At 50.3% G+C, this 18,353-nt stretch carries 15 protein-coding genes; 9 read left to right on the plus strand and 6 right to left on the minus strand.

Annotated elements, in window-relative coordinates; all coding sequences use genetic code 11:
• Positions 1-277: 277 nt before the first annotated feature.
• From A5320_RS02355 to A5320_RS02370, 4 genes are all read left to right on the plus strand, one after another.
• Complete coding sequence (locus A5320_RS02355; protein ID WP_068060417.1) at positions 278-1,315, plus strand: LacI family DNA-binding transcriptional regulator; 1,038 nt, start codon at positions 278-280, stop codon at positions 1,313-1,315.
• Complete coding sequence (locus A5320_RS02360) at positions 1,308-2,288, plus strand: sugar phosphate isomerase/epimerase family protein (RefSeq protein ID WP_082971487.1); 981 nt, start codon at positions 1,308-1,310, stop codon at positions 2,286-2,288. The genes A5320_RS02355 and A5320_RS02360 overlap by 8 nt, the downstream gene beginning before the upstream one ends.
• Positions 2,289-2,476: 188 nt before the next feature.
• Positions 2,477-2,989: a hypothetical protein gene (locus A5320_RS02365; protein ID WP_068060420.1), complete on the plus strand. Its 513-nt coding sequence runs from the start codon at positions 2,477-2,479 to the stop codon at positions 2,987-2,989.
• Positions 2,990-3,071: 82 nt separating this feature from the next.
• Positions 3,072-4,022, plus strand: a complete 951-nt coding sequence (locus A5320_RS02370; protein WP_197489954.1) for a DMT family transporter — start codon at positions 3,072-3,074, stop codon at positions 4,020-4,022.
• Here A5320_RS02370 and A5320_RS02375 read toward each other — a convergent pair.
• On the minus strand, positions 4,011-5,111 hold the full coding sequence (locus tag A5320_RS02375) for a DUF5924 family protein (protein WP_068060425.1): 1,101 nt from the start codon (positions 5,109-5,111) through the stop codon (positions 4,011-4,013). The genes A5320_RS02370 and A5320_RS02375 overlap by 12 nt on opposite strands.
• Before the next feature lie 224 nt (positions 5,112-5,335).
• Here A5320_RS02375 and A5320_RS02380 point away from each other — a divergent pair, with 224 nt between their 5' ends.
• The 4 genes from A5320_RS02380 to A5320_RS02395 all read left to right on the plus strand — a co-directional run bounded on the left by A5320_RS02380 (position 5,336) and on the right by A5320_RS02395 (position 11,747).
• On the plus strand, positions 5,336-6,670 hold the full coding sequence (locus A5320_RS02380) for an APC family permease (RefSeq protein WP_068060428.1): 1,335 nt from the start codon (positions 5,336-5,338) through the stop codon (positions 6,668-6,670).
• A 154-nt stretch (positions 6,671-6,824) separates the two neighbouring features.
• Entirely contained in the window at positions 6,825-7,166 is a 342-nt protein-coding gene (locus A5320_RS02385; RefSeq protein WP_068060431.1) for a hypothetical protein, read from the plus strand.
• Positions 7,167-7,345: 179 nt separating this feature from the next.
• The gene (locus tag A5320_RS02390) at positions 7,346-7,819 is read left to right on the plus strand and encodes a hypothetical protein (protein ID WP_068060434.1); all 474 of its coding nucleotides are present in this window, start codon (positions 7,346-7,348) and stop codon (positions 7,817-7,819) included.
• Between the two features lie 79 nt (positions 7,820-7,898).
• A complete protein-coding gene (locus A5320_RS02395; RefSeq protein ID WP_157605595.1) occupies positions 7,899-11,747 on the plus strand; it encodes a PAS domain S-box protein in 3,849 nt (1,282 codons plus the stop codon).
• Here A5320_RS02395 and A5320_RS02400 read toward each other — a convergent pair.
• The 3 genes from A5320_RS02400 to A5320_RS02410 all read right to left on the minus strand — a co-directional run bounded on the left by A5320_RS02400 (position 11,736) and on the right by A5320_RS02410 (position 15,519).
• Entirely contained in the window at positions 11,736-13,382 is a 1,647-nt protein-coding gene (locus tag A5320_RS02400; RefSeq protein ID WP_068060440.1) for a diguanylate cyclase, read from the minus strand. The two genes, A5320_RS02395 and A5320_RS02400, sit on opposite strands and share 12 nt — an antisense overlap.
• Before the next feature lie 104 nt (positions 13,383-13,486).
• On the minus strand, positions 13,487-14,743 hold the full coding sequence (locus A5320_RS02405) for an ABC transporter permease (RefSeq protein WP_068060443.1): 1,257 nt from the start codon (positions 14,741-14,743) through the stop codon (positions 13,487-13,489).
• A complete protein-coding gene (locus A5320_RS02410; RefSeq protein ID WP_068060446.1) occupies positions 14,737-15,519 on the minus strand; it encodes an ABC transporter ATP-binding protein in 783 nt (260 codons plus the stop codon). The genes A5320_RS02405 and A5320_RS02410 overlap by 7 nt, the downstream gene beginning before the upstream one ends.
• A 72-nt stretch (positions 15,520-15,591) precedes the next feature.
• On the opposite strand from A5320_RS02410, the gene A5320_RS02415 reads away from it, so the two are divergent.
• Entirely contained in the window at positions 15,592-16,203 is a 612-nt protein-coding gene (locus tag A5320_RS02415) for a DUF3299 domain-containing protein (RefSeq protein WP_068060449.1), read from the plus strand.
• Positions 16,204-16,281: 78 nt separating this feature from the next.
• Here the strand turns inward: A5320_RS02415 and A5320_RS02420 are convergent, their stop codons facing one another.
• Positions 16,282-16,830, minus strand: coding sequence for a ZrgA family zinc uptake protein (locus tag A5320_RS02420; protein ID WP_068060452.1), 549 nt, complete (start codon positions 16,828-16,830; stop codon positions 16,282-16,284).
• A 93-nt stretch (positions 16,831-16,923) separates the two neighbouring features.
• Positions 16,924-18,279, minus strand: a complete 1,356-nt coding sequence (locus tag A5320_RS02425) for a sensor histidine kinase (protein ID WP_197489955.1) — start codon at positions 18,277-18,279, stop codon at positions 16,924-16,926.
• Between the last annotated feature and the right edge of the window lie 74 nt (positions 18,280-18,353).

Genomic DNA, 18,353 nt, shown 5'->3' on the forward strand with positions numbered 1-18,353 from the left:
TATGGATGTCAACCTAGATTATCGCAAAAACGACCAATATCGGGCAAAAATGCGCCAGAAATGCCCGCACTTACCGCGGTTCCGATCTGTCATTGCACAGAAAACGCACATTAAGCGCTTTATTATTGTGCAATATCGTAAAAAAACCAGTCACACCGACTAGCAATCAGCTTTGACTCAGGTATGATTAAGTCAAATGATGATACCGGTTACATCTCATCTGCAACTGGACGCATCCCGAATTCAATTTAGCGCAAATTTCACTTTAGGGACCTGCATGTCGAATATTCGTGCCGTAGCAGAACTTGCCGGAGTGTCGGTCGCGACCGTCTCCCGCGCGCTGCAACAACCGGATTTAGTCTCCGCCAAAACCAAAGCCAAAGTATTAGCTGCAGTGGAAGAAGTCGGCTACAAGCCAAATTTAATGGCAGTGAAGTTCCGCTCTGGCAAAACGCACAATCTGGTAGTGTTAGTGCCAACCGTCGCCAACGTGTTTTTTGCCCGGGTAATCAGCGGCATGCAACAGGCTGCGGCGGAAAAGGGCTATTCGCTGCTGCTGGCAAATACCCAGGGTGACCAGGACATAGAAGCCAGCTACGCCAAAATGGTGCAAACCTCGCAGGCCGACGGCTTGATCCAGTTACGGGCGCATAATCCGTTTGGCGAAACACCTGACGACGACAGCATGTTGCCAATGGTCAACGCCTGTGAAGTGCTGGACCAACAACAGTTTCCAACAGTGATGCTGGATAACCGCGCAGCCGCTCGCAGCATGACCGAACATTTAATCAAGCTTGGCCATCGGCGTATCGCCATGGTCAAAGGCCCGCAGCGCAGTCCGCTGACCCGCGACCGGCTCGCCGGTTATCAGGATGCGTTAACCGCAGCCGGCATTGCCTTTGACGAACAGTTGTTATGCCCCGGTAATTTTAGCCTGCAGTCCGGTCATAAAGCTGCAGCAACTTTATTGGCATTACCGCAACCACCGACGGCAATTTTCTGCGAAAACGATGAAATGGCGATCGGGGTGGTGCAACGAGTGAAACAAAGTGGCCTGCGAATTCCGCAAGATGTGTCTGTTGCCGGTTTTGATGATATTTCCTTTGCCGCTTATTGCGATCCGCCGCTGACGACCATCGCCCAGCCTGCCGAAGAATTTGGCAGTACTGCCGTCAACTTGCTGATAGATATTCTGCAAGGCCGGCTGAAAAAAGCGCCAAAAGTAATTTTACCTTTTGAATTGGTGTTAAGAGCCAGTACCGGCCCTGCACCAGCCACCGTCGCGCCATCACTCACAGGAGGTCAAGATGACTGATCCAAAACGTTCGTCTCTGCACATACGAAAACCCAGCAGCGCATTTTATCCGGCATCGCAGGCTGGAACCGCCGAAGACATGTTGTTGAGCCGACGAAAATTTTTGGGTTTTGGCGCTGCTGGTTTAGCTGGTGCAGCCTTGTTGTCATCACCACTTTTTTCAAATCCGGCTTTCGCGCTGACGGCTGCAAACAACACGGCAGACAAAACTGCTGCAATGGCAGGCCGCGTCGGTAAAACCGGTTTGCAGCTTTACACAGTGCGCGATTTAATGGCCGAAAATGTCGCCAAAACGCTGAAGATGGTGGCGAAAGTCGGTTATCAGGAGCTGGAATTTGCCGGTTATTTTGAGCATAAACCCAAAGACTTGCGCGCCATGCTCGATGGTGAAGGCCTAACCGCGCCGTCCTGCCATCTGCCGATTGAAGCTTTTGACAATGGTACAGATGCAATTATCGAAGCGGCGCTGACCATGGGCCATCAGTATGTCGTCATCCCCTATCTGACCGAGCAACAACGTGGCACCAGCATTGATACTTATCAAAAACTGGCAGCACGTTTTAACCAGATTGGCGAGGCGCTGCACAAAGCCGGGCTGAAATTCGCTTACCACAACCATGATTTTGAATTCCAGCTGACCGACAAGCAAGTGCCGTACGATGTGCTGCTGGCGCAAACTGATCCGCGTTATGTCACGATGGAATTGGATCTGTTCTGGACCATCAAAGCCAAGCGTGATCCACTGGCTTATTTTGCTAAACATCCGGGTCGTTTCCCGCTATGGCATGTCAAAGACATGGACAGCACCGGTAATTTTGCCGATGTTGGCAAAGGCATCATTGATTTTAAAGCTATTTTTGCCAAAGCCGATGTCGCAGGTCTGCAGCACCCATTTATTGAACATGATGCCGCCAAAGATCCTGTTGCCACCATCACCCAAGGATTTACCACGCTAAAAAGTTTACGCAGTTAAGTCGCCAACAGCTGCGCAGCGATTGCATCAGCAACTGCGCAGCTCCACCCTCCCTCTCAAAAAAGAGCCGTACGGTTTTATATCTGGTTCGAAATTTGCTACAAATCTGCCAGAAGCCAACACATGCTGCCAGCTTTGCCAACCACCACAAGCCGCAGCAAGCGATGAACTGAGCCACGGAGCAAATCATGTCTATATCAGCGGTCACCAGCGGTCAATATCACAATATGTTGCAACTTACGGCTCCTGCTGATGAAGCGGCAGAACTGGAGTTTCAGCGGCAACAAGCTGCCGCTATGGCAAACGCTCAGGCGGCAAATGCAGCGCCTGCAGCCGCAGCAACCTCCAATCAATCGCCCTCTGATCAGTCGACTTCCAAACAAAATGAAAGTTTTATTAATCAGATGCTGGAACAGCTGATCGCCAAACGCATTGGTTTGGATAAGAAAAAACTCGATGAAATTAAAGCAGAAATTGAAAAACTTCAGCAACAACGTGATGCCTTAACTGAACAAGGCGAGAGCAATCCCAAAGTCGCTCAGCAACTGCAGCAAATCGATAACAAAATCGACACCCTGACCAAAATGATGGAACAGCTAGTCGCCCAGGATCTGGAGCGCCGGACTGAGCAGGATAAACAACAACTACATACTGAAAACGATAAGAACAGCCTGGTGCAGAAATATCAGCAGTTGGTTTAACTAAAAAAATTGCTCTGCCTGACGCCTGAGTTTTAAACTCAGGCGCTAAGCCGTTGATTTTCGTCCAGCCTGCAGAGCAACAATGATGACCTCACCATCCAACAACAGCAACCACAACACGCCATCGGCAAACTCTGTGTCAGCAGAGCCAATCCGCATGACTCCCGATGAAAAACACGCCGACTGGCCCGGACTGTGGCGGATGGTGCTGGCGATGCTGATGTCCGGCACTATCGGCTTATTTGTGGTGGAAAGTGGCCAGGACAATACCACTGTAGTGTTTTGGCGTTGTCTGATCGGCGGTAGTGCTTTGCTGGCGTATTTAAGTTGGCGGCGGCAATGGCAAAAACTGAGCCGGATCAATAGCGGTTGGCTGCTGTTAGGCGGATTGGCGCTGGTCGCCAACTGGTTCTGTTTGTTTGGCGCTTATCATCTGAGTAGCATTTCGATTGCCACGCTGGTGTATCACACCCAACCATTTTTTCTATTGTTGATTGTCGCTGTCAGTCAACGCCAGGCGATAGCGCGGACGCAATGGTTGTTGTTATTACTGGCATTTTGCGGTGTGGCGCTGACCACCGGTTTGGATATCAGCGGCTCCGGCGAGCAAATCTGGCTGGGTGTTGGTCTGGCTGCGATTGCCGCCGCTTTATATGCAGTGGCCACTTTAACCACCAGGCAACTAACCGGCGTGCCGCCCGCGCAAATTGCCGGTCTGCAAATGATGCTCGGGGTGTTGATTTTATTACCCTTTCCCAAAGCCATGCTGACGGATCTCGCGCTGCCACAGCTGGTACCGATTTTAATGCTGGGTTTATTGCACACCGCGTTGATGTACAACTTGATGTATAGCGCCTTCCAACGTTTGCCGGTCAGCAGCATCGCACTGTTATCGTTTATTTACCCGCTAGTCGCGGTGGTCATTGATCTCTGGTATTACGATATCAAACTACAACCGCTGCAAATTCTCGGCATGGTGTTGATTTTAGTGGCGATTGGCCTGCATCAACGCTGGCAGCTGCTACGGCGTTGATGTTAGCGTAGTTGTTGGTGTTACGGGCTGCGTTACCGGCGGTGTTTCAGTTGGCTTTGCTGCTGGTGTAGCCGCACCTGACGTCACTTTAAAACGACTGCTGCCAATTAACTGCCCCGAATCAGTCACTACCCTGATTTGCCAATTGCCAACAGGGTCCGCCGGAAATTGTTGTTTGCGGGTCCAGGCGCGATAACCTTCTTTGCGGCCACCTTGAATATCCAGCGCAATTTGCTCCACTTCGCCACCGTTATGGATCCACTGATGGTAAATTTGCTCTTTCAGACCGCGCGGCGCCTGCACCGAGGTAAATGCGAATAAACCAAGCTGCTGTAAAGCCGCGACATCAATGGTTTCGATACTTGGCCCGGGCGATCGCTGGGTGTAATCCACATGCTGACTTAGCTGAATTTCACTTAAACGCAGCACGGGAGCTGGCACCAGACCACGCGCCAGCCAGATGCCGCCCGCCAGCACGCTTAACAACACCGCCAATAGCGGCAAGCGCCAAAACCCGGCGTTAGACAATAACGGCCGCATACTCGGAATACTCAGCACCACCGCAATAACCAGCGACAATTGCAGACTTTGACTGGTGGTTAAGAAAAACAGCAGTGGCAACACCACCATCAACACCGCAAATAACGCAAAACTGTGAAACGCCAGAAACAGCGCCCGGCGTTTTGCCAACACATTGTTGTACACCGGATCAATCACCGCGACTAAAGCGCAGCCCAGCAGCAAAGCGGTAAATAACGCCTGCGGTTGATCCCAGTGGGTGGCCGCCAGAAAAAATGGCAAGGCAAAAAACAAACTTTCCTGATGCAAAAGCTGTGTGACAAAGCGGGTTAAATCTTCTGAAACACTAACACCAAAACGACTGAGCAAACCATCACGCAGCCAATGCTCTACCATTAACCAAACCCAGCCGGCTAACATCAACACCGCAAAAAACTGCGCGAAATGCTCCCGTTTCTCTACCAACCACAAACTGACTAAGCCAGTGATAAAGCCAAACAGCGCGACCAGGCCAGCGTACTTCTTAGTCAGCCCAATTAACCAAAAAAACATCGATTGAATACGTTGCATTAATCACCAAAAAAAACCAACGGAGTTGTTAGCCGCCCCACTATACGCTGGATCCAACCTCACCGGTGATAGTTCGTATTAGCAGCAACATCCTTGATAAAAATTTACGCCTGAAGCCAATACCAACATCTTGTTATTTTTAGCTATTGTCCGCAACTAACTTGTCCATAACGACAGTTTCGTTTTATGGTGGTTCAGACAGAACCGTCCACCGCAGGATGACCATGCAAATACCCGATCTCACCACCCACACAGCCAGCAGCACCGAAGCCGAGCCGCTGGTCCGTAGTCTGGGGCTTTGGGGCCTGTGGTTGCTGGTGGTCAATGGTCTGGTGGGTGCTGGCATTTTTGGTCTGGCCGGTGGCGCGGCACGGTTAGCCGGTGACTACAGCCTATGGGTGTTTTTGGGCTGCGCCTTATTGATGCTGCCAATCCTGTTATGTTTTGCGGAACTGGCCAGTTATTTTAATGGCACTGGCGGCCCGGTGCGCTATGTCGGCACTGCTTTTGGCCGCGCAGCGGGCTTCCAGGCCGGCTGGTTATATTATCTGGCGCGGGTGGTTTCTGTTGCTGCCAATAGCGTGTTACTGGTCGACAGCATCGGTTATTTCTGGCCACTGGCCCGTGATCCGCTGTGGCGCACGCTGATTTTAGCGGCAGTCTGCGCCAGCTTTACCTGCATCAACGTCACCGGCGCTTTGCAATCCATCCGCACCTTAGGCTGGTTGACGCTGGCCAAGTTTGGCGTATTGTTGTTACTCATCGGTGCCGGCGTATGGCACTTCTGGCAAGTTCAGCCCCTCAACCTCCCATCTGTCGTAACACCAAATGACGCAATTCTGCAGCTGGATTTAGGCGCTGCCATGTTACTTATGGTTTATGCCTTTGTTGGTTTTGAATCGGCTGTGGTACCGGCAGGTGAAGCTAAAAATCCGCAGCGCGACATTCCCAAAGCACTATTGCTCGGTCTTGGCATGGTGACTGTGCTCTATATGCTGGTGCAATGGGTCAGTATGGTCACCGTTCCTGATATTGCCAAATCGACCACGCCATTGCTGGATGTAGCCGCTGTGCTGGGTGGCACTGTAGGCGCCGCAATTTTGATGTTTGGGGTGATTTGTTCGGTCGGTGCAAACTTGCTTGGCGCCATGTTTTCCACACCGCGCGTTAGCTATGCCCTGGCCCGTGAAGGTAGTTTACCGGCCTGGTTTGGCCGGGTTCATCCGAAGTTTCTGACGCCAGCCAACGCCATTATATTTTTTGGCGCACTGGCGTTTTTACTGGCGGCTTTTGGCTCCTTTATTTATCTGGCAAGCGCCACCGTGCTGATCCGCGCTTTGTTGTACGGCTTGTGCTGTGGCGCCATTCCAAAGTTACGGCCGCGCCTGCGCAGCAGTAGCAGTTTTATTTTGCCAGGCGCTTATCTGATCCCAATTCTGGGTTTACTGGCTTGTGGCTGGTTGGTATGGCAAGTGAAGCTAGATGCGGTGCTATTAACCGGAGCGCTGTTGGCAGTTGGCTTAGTGTTGTACATCGCTGCGCGCCGGCGACAGTTATAGAATGGCTAAGTCAAAATATTATGTCAAAACAGTAAGGCCAAAGCAGTTGATCCCGACTTCCCGGCAAATGGGCGTAGCGCGGATTGCCCCGCTTTATAAAAGCATGCTATAAAGTAGTTATCCCTATTTTGGGTTTGCCAATGGATGGTGCATTATGCAGTTATTAACAGTTTTTCTGATTGTGGTGTTGTCGGTCATTGCCACGACCCTCGTCATTATCTCTATCAAGCTGACTGATTTGGTCACGGAAGCCAAAGCCAGCCGCATCGCAGTGCAGAACATCGAAGCCGACGACTTGTTCCAGCAAGGTCACTTCAGCGAACATCAGCGCAAAGAATTTCATCACCACAACAACGAAATTTTGACCTTATTACAGCGAATTGAACTGCTGCTTGGTCCAAAACTCAAAACTGAGCGCCCGCGCACCAGTGTACTCACTCAAACTGAATCTTCCGTCAACCCGGCACAGAACCGGTTTAGCAGTAACCGACTGTAACCTGAGCCTGACTAAAACCTCAGCAGCAATAGCACCTGCAATGCCGACAATTCCGGCAATCGGCGAACACAGGCGTTAAAGCGGGTTGACAGCCTGAACCCGGCACCGGATGATAACTGCTTTTTGCAGCCACCAGCCTGTTGGTTTGAAGTGCTGCCAGTCTGTTAAAGTAGGTTTTCATGATCACTCGGGCACAATTTACATTTATCTGGGGTTTTGCCCTGGGCCTTTCTGCTGCTTCAATGCTGTTTTACACCTGGCATATGGAGAGTCTGACTGCGATGCAACAACAGTGGTTAGAGACCCAACAAAGCCATCACACGCAACAGCTGGCGCAGACACAACAAGCACAATCACAAATCGAAACTATTGATTTACTGATGAAAAGCTACAGCATCAGCGATGGTAATGAAGATCAAGATATGCGCGCTGAGCTTATTCGCAGCAATCATCTGTCATTATTGTTAGAAGTACAGCAACAAGCGGCGGTCGATATCACCGATTTAATTGACCCGGCCCGGCCGTTTAATTCAGCGCAGTTGTATGCGGCGTTACTGCGAATTAAACAACAACATGAAAAAAATCAGGCGCGGCAGCGGTTAGATCAACGAGTGAAAACTGCCACGACTGCGGTTCCGGCAACAACACCCTAGTTTTTTTCAGTTTCAGGCTGTCCGCCTGCAAATTTCAGCGTACACTCAATTCACTTATCTCTGAGTGTCCGTGTCGCTGATGAAGCCTGCTTTACCGTCAAATGAAGCGCAACGCTTGCAGGCGTTGTACCAGTTACAAATTCTCGATTCGTTGCATGAGCCCGCCTTCGAAGCGCTCAACAGATTAGCTTGCCTGATCTGTAATGCGCCGACATCTGCCTTAAGCCTCATCGACATTGATCGCCAATGGTTTAAATCCAGTATTAATATTGATGTGCCACAGACCCCCAGAGAGGACGCCTTTTGCGCGCACGCTATTCTGACGCCGGGTCAACTGACTTACGTTCCTGACACTTATAACGACCCGCGTTTTGCCGACCATCCGGCGGTGCAGCGAGAAAATGGCATCCGTTTTTATGCCGGGGCTCCGCTTCGCATCAACGACGATATCGCGCTCGGCACCTTGTGTGTGGTTGATTCAGTGCCAAGGGAACTAACGCCGGAGCAGTTAGAAGCGCTGCGGCTTTTGTCCGCCCAAGCCGTCACCCTGATGCAAAACCGCTTGATTGCCATCAATAGCCTTGAGCAACAACAAACCTTAAGAACCGTCACTGAAAATGTGCCGGTATTAATCGGTCAAGTCGATCGCGAATTTCGTTATGTATTTTGTAATCAAAAATATGCCGACTGGTTTGGCATCGACACTCAGGCAGCCATCGGCCGCAGCATTGCCGAAGTGTTTGGGCAGGAGTCTTTTGACGAGCTGGAGCCGAGCCTGCATAAAGTATTACAAGGCCAACAAATTGATTTTGTAGCCCAGCCACGCGCTGGCCGGGTGTTTAATATCTGTTTTGTACCCCAAAAATCACCAAATGGCCGCTATGAACACATCATTATTGTGGCCAGCGATATCACCGATAATCATCAGCAACAACAAAAGACCCAACATGAACGCGACCGGCTGGACGCGATTATTCAGGGTACCAATCTCGGTACCTGGGAGTGGAACATTGCTACCGGCCGCACTTATTACAACCATCGCTGGTTTAGCATGCTCGGAATGCCACCGGACAAACACACCACCATTCAACTGTGGGAGACCTTAATACATCCGGACGACTATCCAACTTCAGTCCTGATGTTGCAGCAGCATTTTCGCGGTGAACTGCCGTTTTATGATGTGAAATTCCGGATGAAACACAGCAGCGGTCATTGGGTCTGGATCCACGCCGTTGGTCGGGTCACCAGCTGGAACGAACAAGGTGAGCCGGAATTGATGTTCGGTACCCACACCGATATCAGTACGGATATGGCCAAAGAAGCCGAGATTTTGTCGACCCGTTCCTGGTTGCAGGCCGTCATCGATTCCTCATCCGAAGTGGCGATGATTTCCACTGATATTCATGGAGTGATCCAGTTATTTAACACAGGTGCCGAGCGGATGCTGGGTTATAAAGCGGAAGAATTAATTGGCTTGCAAAGCCCGGCGGTTTTTCATAACCCAGACGAAATCGTCCGGCGTTCCGCCCAGTTAACCGCTGAATACAAACAAGATATTCAAGGTTTTGACGCTTTTGTATTTCGGGCACGTCAGGGCATCAGCGAAACCAGGCAATGGACGTACATCTGCAAAAATGGTGAGCAAAAACAAGTCCGGCTTAGTGTGTCAGTGATGCGCAACGACGATGGTTCTGTGCTGGGTTATCTCGGTGTCGCCATTGATATCACGCAATTGGAGCAGTTGCACCATGCCCTGCTGCTGAGTGAACAGCGCCACCGTTCGATGCTGGAAAACTTGCCGGGTGTGGTGTATCGCTGCATTAATGACGAGCACTGGACCATGTTATTTATCAGCGACGAAGTGGAAAAGCTGACCGGTTACCCGGCGAAGAATTTTATCCGCAATAAGATCACCACTTTTACCAAAATCACCCATCCCGATGACACCGAACAAAACCGGGATATTGTTGAACGTGAGCTGGCCAACCATGCCCGTTTCAGCACTGAGTACCGCATCATGCACGCCAATGGCAGCGTCCGGTGGGTGCAGGAACTGGGTCGTGGCATTTTTGATCAAAATAATCAGCTGTTGTATATCGATGGTTTTATCTGGGATATCACAGCGCAAAAAGAAGCCATGCTCGGCCTGCGAGCCAGTGAACAGAAATTATCGTCCTTGTATCAGCTTGCGCCCTTGGCCATTGCCCTGACCAAATATCCAGGTGGCAATTTTGTCGAAGCCAACCCGGAATTTGGCCGGATGCTCGGGTATGACCGCCAGCATATTGATCAGATGTCCTTTGCTAACATTGTGCCGGTACGCCAGCAACAGTGTATTCAACAGGAATTTGAGCGACTGGCCACTACCGGTCGTTATGGTCCGGTCGAAACCGAACTGCGTCATCGCGACGGCCATTTAGTACCGGTAGTGCAAAGTGGTGTGCAAATAGAGAGTATCAGCGGCCAGCTGCAAACCTGGTCGATTATTCAGGACATCACCGAACATAAACGTATTGAACAAATGAAAACCCAGTTTGTGTCGATGGTCAGCCACGAGCTTCGGACCCCACTGACTGCTATTTCTGGCGCCCTGGGTTTAATGGCCGGTGGCGCTTTAGGTCAGGTGCCGGTGCCAATGCAGACCATGCTCAATATTGCGGTCGATAACAGTAATAAACTCAGTCAGTTGATCAACGATTTGCTCGACATTGATAAGCTGGTTGCCGGCAAAATGCAGTTTGATTTTACCTCTTGCTCGATGCTCGATTTACTCAAACAAAGCATCGAACACAACCAGCCTTATGCCGACAAATATCAGGCAACCATCGATCTGCACGCCAGTGATGATGCCGCTGTACTGCTGGATCCAATGCGTTTTCATCAGATCATGGCCAATTTATTGTCCAACGCCGCCAAATTTGCGCCGACTGGCGCCAAAATTACCGTCGCTTTAGAGCAAACCAATACTGAAGTGCTGGTGTCGGTGCAGGATCAAGGCCCTGGCATCAGTGAAGAGTTTCAACACCGGATGTTTGAAAAATTCTCGCAGGCCGATTCGGCTGATGCCCGCAGCAAAGATGGTACCGGCCTTGGTCTGGCCATTGTCAAAGAGTTAACTGAGCGGATGGACGGCAAGATTAGTTTTGAAACTTCGGCCACCACCGGCACTTGTTTCCGACTGCATTTCCAGAAACAGTCGAATGAACCCATTCAGCTTGGCAACACTATTTTAGTGGTCGAAGATGACCCGTCAATCGCTGGTTTTATCCGGGCTTTACTGGAATCCTCCGGTTATCTGGTGACCACAGCACACAGTCTGGCCAGCGCCCGGCGCGCCATGGCACTACGTAGTTTTTCCGCCATGACGCTCGATTTAAACTTACCGGACGGTCACGCCGCGGCGTTAATCAACGAACTGCGTGCAAATGCCGCAACAGCAAATTTACCGATCTTGGTTATTTCTGTTGAAAAACAACAAGATGGCCATAGATTTAGTGGCTTCACTGCCTTTGACTGGTTGGAAAAACCCATTACTGCGCCGCAGTTATTGTCGTCGCTGCAAAAGCTGCTGACGTCTCCAAGACCGAAAATTCTGCATGTAGAAGACGATCTGACCTTCAGCACGTTATTAAACCATTTCACGCAGGACAATGCCGACATCGTCCACGTCAGTAAGGTGCAACAAGCAACGCAGTTATTGCAGGCTGAAACCTTTGATTTGGTGGTGCTGGATTTGGGATTACCGGATGGATCTGGCTGGGATTTGTTGCCGCTGATTGCTGAACATCATCAACATTTGCCGGTACTGATCTGGTCGGCGGACGAATTGAGTGACGAGTTAAAAACCAAAGTTGATGCCGTATTGTCGAAAAACCAACAGGCGATCCCGCATCTGTTGTCGACTATTTCGCGGTTATTAAAACGCTGAGCCAGAACCGTAAATTTTCACCTGATTACGACCGGCGGATTTAGCCTGATACAAAGCTTGATCCGCCTGTTCGATCACCTGATCCGGCACTTCCATCCCCAGACCACTGGCGATGCCAGCGCTAAAAGTACAGTTGAATTTATTGCCATCAAAAGTAAAGGGCAACTGGGCAAAGGCTTCGCGCATTTTTTCGACGATCTTCAGTGCTTTTTCGACTGGACATTCTGGCAATACCAACAAAAATTCTTCGCCGCCATACCTGCCAATCATGTCACTTTTACGCAGCTGCTGTTTCAATAAATTTGCCAGACTGGTAATCACCTGATCACCGGTCAGATGGCCGTAGTTATCGTTGACCTTCTTAAAGTGATCGATATCCAGCATCACCACACTTACTTGCTGCTGATGGCGTAAACTGCGCACCAGCTCGCTGGCCAGCCGCTCTTTAATATGCGCATGCTGTAATAAACCCGTCAGGCTGTCTTTGGTCATCACTTCGGCCAGTTGCCGCGCGCGCTGTGCTCTGGCAAAAATAGCCACAATTAATGCATTGTCGCTGATCGGCTTTGTCAGGAAATCATCACCGGCTTTGATGAGTACCTCCAACTGTCGTTCGCTGTCGGTTTCCGAAGACAAATAAATAATTGGCACCCCAAGCCATTCATCCTGTAACCGGATCAGCTGCGCCAGTTCAGGCCCGGTGCACTGTGGCATATTAACGTCCAGCAAAATTACATCCGGATGAAACTTGCGCAGACCGGCAAAAATGTCCGCCGGATCGTTTAGGATCTCGGCGCGTAGACCGGCATTTTCCAACACCAGCGCATAATGCTGGGCCAACAACTGGTCGTCATCGACAATGAGTACCCGAAATGCATCACGTTGCCTGGACGCCAGCATCCGTTGCAAGCGGGCTTCGAGCGCAGAAGCATTCAGCGGTTTAACAAAATACCCGAGCGCACCGCTGCGCACTGCATGCAGATAATGTTCAAAATCATCGTGACTAGTCAGTACAAACAGCGGCAGATTGGCGCCATTCTGTTGCAGGCGATTAATAAAATTCAGGCCGGATTCGGTTTCACCCGGTAATTCGATGTCGATAATCAGCGCGTCCGGCTGTTGTTGCGCCAATGCAATTTCCAGCTGCTTTAGTTGTTGGAACCATTCCACCTGATAGCCGAAAGTCGCCAGCGTCAGACACAAATGCCGCGCGGTTTCGCCCTCGTCTTCGAGCAGATAAATCAGCGTGGTATTTTTATCCGAAACTTTGCTGATGGCGGGTAATTTAAACTCAGCGACGACCAGTTTTTTTTGCTGACGTAACAGCTGAAATAATTGCAGAAACTGCTGAATGTCCGCTTCGGGCGGTGCTTGTTGTGATTGCAACCAGGCCTGACACTGCTGTTCAAGCTTTTTTGCCGAAGCGCCAAGTTCAGACAGGCCAAAAGTACCGGCCGAACCGGCCAGCGTATGAAAACTGGCCAGCAACTGCGATACCAGAGGTCGCCACTGCACATTGTCAAGCAGCGACTCACATTGCAGTTGTAACTGCGGTAGTTCAACCTGTAAACGCTGCAGATACTGCTGATTGAGCAATGCAAGTTGCTGTTCAAGTTTGTCTTTTGCGGTCGTCATCCGTGGGCATCTTCAGCGGGGTCATGGGCTTTACTATAGCAAAACTTTCCCAACAGCCAACAGCTCTGCTGGCTTTTCTGGAGAAATCATGTTCATTAGTTTTGTTACAATTTTATGACCAAGCCTTGTGCCACACTTTGCCGGTACGTCAGATAGGACGGAATAGCGCCCATGACCAATGACACACCGGTTAATACTGACAAAACGATGCCAGTATGACCATGCCAAGGCCAGATGCTAATCACCAGACCATACTGACTGCTCAGCAGCGGCTGCGCCAGCCATAAAGCGGCAGTTAACGTCATCAGCGCACCGCCAATACTCAACAAAGTCAGGCTTAACACTTCGAGCTCAATGAGCCAGAATAACTGCCAGGGTCTGGCGCCAACAGCCCGCAGAATGGCCATTTCACGTTGCCGTTCTTTCATTGCCGCGAGCAAAGTCGTCATCATGCCTATCAGCGCGGCAATCAACACCAGCAAGGTCACCAGCAGCAACAAATTCTCCACCATACTCAGCATCTGCCACAGTTCCGCCAAAGCGGCACCAGGTAAAATGGCGGTTAAAGGTTCGGCTTTAAATTCATTAATTTGCCGCTGCAACGCAAAGGTCGCCACTTTTGATTTTAAGCCCAGCATAAAGCCGGTAATAACTTTGGGCTGCAGTTCTGCTAATTGAGCATCACTGAGTTTGGGTTGCCGGCCAAGCGCGGGCGCACCGCCTTGCCAGCCACGGTGAATGGCTTCAATTCCGGCCAGACTGACATGCACACTTTGATCAACCGGCGTACCCGTCGGTGCCAGAATACCAACAACGGTAAATGGCTGATCTTTATGCTGACTAAAGCTCACGGCACCAACGCCGTGCGATAAGATAATTTGCTCACCCAACTGATATCCAAGTTTGTCGGCAACCGCCGCCCCAAGTACCGTCTGATAAACATCAGCAAAAGCCTGGCCCTCGGCAAACTCCAACTGTTGTTGCTGACCGTAGCGGAAAAAACGGAAATAATCGTCATTAGTGCCAATCACCCGAAAACCACGGTGTGAATCGCCGAGTGCCAGCGGGATTGACCATTTCACCTGCGGATGTTTGTTGATCTGCTGGTAATGTTGCCAGCTGATATTGTTAGTGGCGTTCCCCAGCCGAAACACACTATAGAGCAATAAATTCAGCTGTCCTGAACGTGCTCCGACAATTAAATCGGTACCGGATACGGTACTGGTAAAACTACGTTTGGCTTCCAGTCGTAAATGATCAATTCCCAATAACAATGCAATGCTGATCACCAAAGATAATAATGTCATCAGCGCAGTACCACGCCGGTTCCACAAACTTTGCCGGGCTAAACGAATTAACATGGCGTTTGCTCCCCGGAAGTTGTCTGGGTCACCGCGACTGTTTGCGTTGCAGCGCTGGTTGGTTGTAGTGGCTGTACTGTGTTGATTGGCACGACCCCGGCCGCCAGATTGTCCATCTGTAGCACTGACCCAAAATAATGCGCTAACTGTGCGTCATGGCTGACAAAAATGACTGTAGTACCGCAGCGGTTGGCTTCTGAGAGCAACAACCGGATAAAGGCATCACGATTATCAGCATCCAGTGCCGACGTCGGTTCATCGGCAATCAACAACGCCGGTTCATTCAGTAAAGCCCGGGCTATAGCCACCCGTTGTTGCTGGCCGACACTGAGTTGCTGCGCTGGTTTTTGCCACAAAGCTTCGCTCATCCCTAAAGCCGTTAACAGCGACTGTGCCCGTGCTTTGGCATCAGGCAGCTTGTTTCCGGCAAATTCGCCAGCCAGCAACACGTTATCCAGCACCGATAAATAAGAAATTAAATTCAGCTGCTGAAACACCACACCAATGTTGCTGGCGCGGATAGCATCCCTTTTGGCACCAGATAATGGCTGAAACAACTGTCCGCCAATGTGAATTTCGCCGCTGGTTAAGCGATGTATGCCACAAAGCAGATTCAATAAGGTGGTTTTACCTGAACCAGAAGCACCGCGGATAAATAAATGCTGCCCTACCGCCAGCGAAACGGTCGGGATATCCAGGGTAAACGCCTGTTGCCCTGGCCATTGAAAGTGGAAGTTTTTGAGTTCAAGCGCCGGAAAATTCGGTTTTGATAACACAAGCAATCTCGTCGAAATGATATGATAAAGCCCAATCCGTACTTTATAACATATGCCTGAGAGTAAGCTCTAATGTTGAAACCGTTGTTGATAGGGTTATTCCTGAGTCTGGTCGCATTCGAAAGTTTCGCCGCCACTGCTGCCACTGCCGCTGCAACCCCCGCCGCAAAAGATGCCGCAAAAGCAAGCGCTGTACAAACATTAGAATGGACTGATTTATTACCGCCGGAAGATTTGGCAAAAATGGAAGCATTACCTGAAGTCAATCACGAAGGCGGCGAAGGCCCTTCTAATGGCCTGAAACAGCAAATGACGAACGATCCATCAAATCAGGATCCGTCCAGTCAGGCCTGGAGTGAAGTACTGCAATCGGCCAATGTGCGCGGCGAATTAAACGGTAAAAAAGTAAAGATCCCAGGTTTTATCGTACCAATTGAATATGACGAAGCGCAGAATATCAGCGCGTTTTTCTTAGTCCCTTACTTCGGCGCTTGTATTCACGTACCACCACCACCGCCAAACCAGATTATTTTTGTCACCAATGCCAAAGGTTTAAAAGCCGACATGATTTACAACCCATTCTGGATTGAAGGCACTTTGACCACCGATACCATGAGCCACGATTTGGCTAATTCAGCCTACAGCCTGAAAGCAGACAGCATCAGCGAATACGTTTACGAGTAATTGTTAACTGCGGGGTCAGAGTCAATTGTTAACAAAATTAATTAACAATTGACTCTGACCCCACAGTTAACATTTGTATTAGTTGCGTAGTTTTAGTGCCGAAGTGGTTGCCGACAATGCCTGTGCCCCTGCCACACCATCAACCAGATATTGTGCTTTGATGGTGGTTAAACCTGGTGCCAACTCAAAGAGCCCAAACTGCAAATTTTGTAACTTTAGCGGCGCCTGACATAACAGCTGAATATTGGCGTATAAGTCGGCGTGGCCGTGATCGTCCTGTTCAATCCGCACATCCTGTCCGGCGATAGTACAATTCGCTGCAGCTTCTGCAGTAAACCAACGGCCACTTTGCAGCATTTCCAGCTGTGTTTTTTGCAGTTGCTGTTCTTCCGGTGTGGTCGCACTATGTTCAAAACCCAGAATATTGCCTGCCGCCGTCACCAGTGCCAGTTCGGCTTCATTGCCATCCAATACAAAGGTCAGCTCTGCTTCACCATGCACATGGCTGCCATGGGCGGTCATTTCTTCGGCTACAGCCTGGCATCCGACACCAGCGACAAACAATGTCAGCAGTTTCAGGCAGAAAACAACCGGCAAGCGGTTCAGACGTAGGGTTGAGGCAGTCATAAAGGCTCCGGATCTTTTTGGTTAGATATCATCATACCCAAGTTTCTGTCAGGTGCAATGGTAGGTTTGGATTCACTTTAGGTAATTCGTAAATCACGCCAAACAGCGGATCACCAATCTGAAACCGTCGTTGGAAGCGCTGTGTAATTCCAGCTGCCCCTGTAGTTTATCGCTCACCAATTGCCGGATGATCGACATGCCAAGCCCGGTGCCGCCTTCGCGTGCACGAGTGGTAAAAAAGGGTTCAAACACCCTGGCTTTGGTGCTGTCGTCCATGCCGATGCCATTGTCGCTATAGCTGAATTCAAATTCCTGATCCGCATTAAACGCGGCACTGATGTGAATTTTCGGCTGCATGATGCCAACAAAGGCATGATGACAACTGTTCAGCACCAGATTGGTCAGGATCTGCAACCAGACATCGGCCGCAGTGACCAGCTGTAACTTATCGTCGATGTTCAGTTCAAGCTGAACTTTTTGTTGCTTGGTCACCGGCGTCAGACTCGCCAGTAAGTTTTGCACCAACTCCCGGAACAGTACTGAACTGGACTGTGCCTTGGTTTGGCAGGCGGCGGTGGCTTTAAACTGATCCATTAAGCGCTGCGCCCGCTGCAAATTGCTAAGTAAGATTTGCTGACCTTCGCTGATCCGCTGTACATAGTCGTCCCACATTTTGGATGTCAGACTACGATCAGCGGTCTTTTGCTGCAAATCGGCAAACAAATCCTGCACATTGGTTCCCGCCAGCAAAGCGACGCCCAGCGGCGAACTGACTTCGTGCGCCACACCGGCAACAATGCCACCAAGCGTCGCTAACCGGGCTTGATCCAAAATTTGTTGATGGGCTTTTTCCAGATCCTGATCACTGAGCCGCAGTTGTTCACTGCGTTGTTCAACCCGCTGTTCCAGCTCGCAATTGAGCTGTTCCAGCTGTTGTTGTAGTTTTAAAAACTGCTGCGCGTTGAGCGCTCGGCCTATCTGGTCTGCCAGGCTGCTGGCAAATCGCACTTCCGTTGCCTGCCATTGACGGGCGGTACCAACATGCTCACAACAAATGATGCCAATCATTCTGCCAAGGTGACGAATGGGTAAATCCAGCATGGAACTGATTTGATACAGTGGCAAATAACCGGCGCTGAATTCCTGAGTGTAAGGATGGGTGTGCGCATCATCAGCCACAATTGCCCGCTCACTGCGCAGGCCGGCAAAATACCGCGGATATTCTAGGGATAAAAGCTGTAAGGGTTCCTGATGTACTGTACCTGCGTCAAACAACGTGTGACACGCCATGCTTTGACTATCAGCGCCATAAAACCACAAACTAACGCGCCGGACTGCCAGCCCGCGCTGCAACGATTGCAGGATCAGGTACACAGCGTCGTCAAAGGCTCCGCTGTCGATGGCGTGTGAACGCGATACTTCCAGCAAAATTGTTTCTAACGGGTCCACCACTGTATTCCTTTTCTTGCCACTTTTTGCTGCATTTTTGCGCAATGGTCTCAAGTTATCGCAATTGCCGTCTT

It is taken from the genome of Rheinheimera sp. SA_1, from assembly GCF_001669775.1.
Classification (GTDB): Bacteria; Pseudomonadota; Gammaproteobacteria; order Enterobacterales; family Alteromonadaceae; genus Pararheinheimera.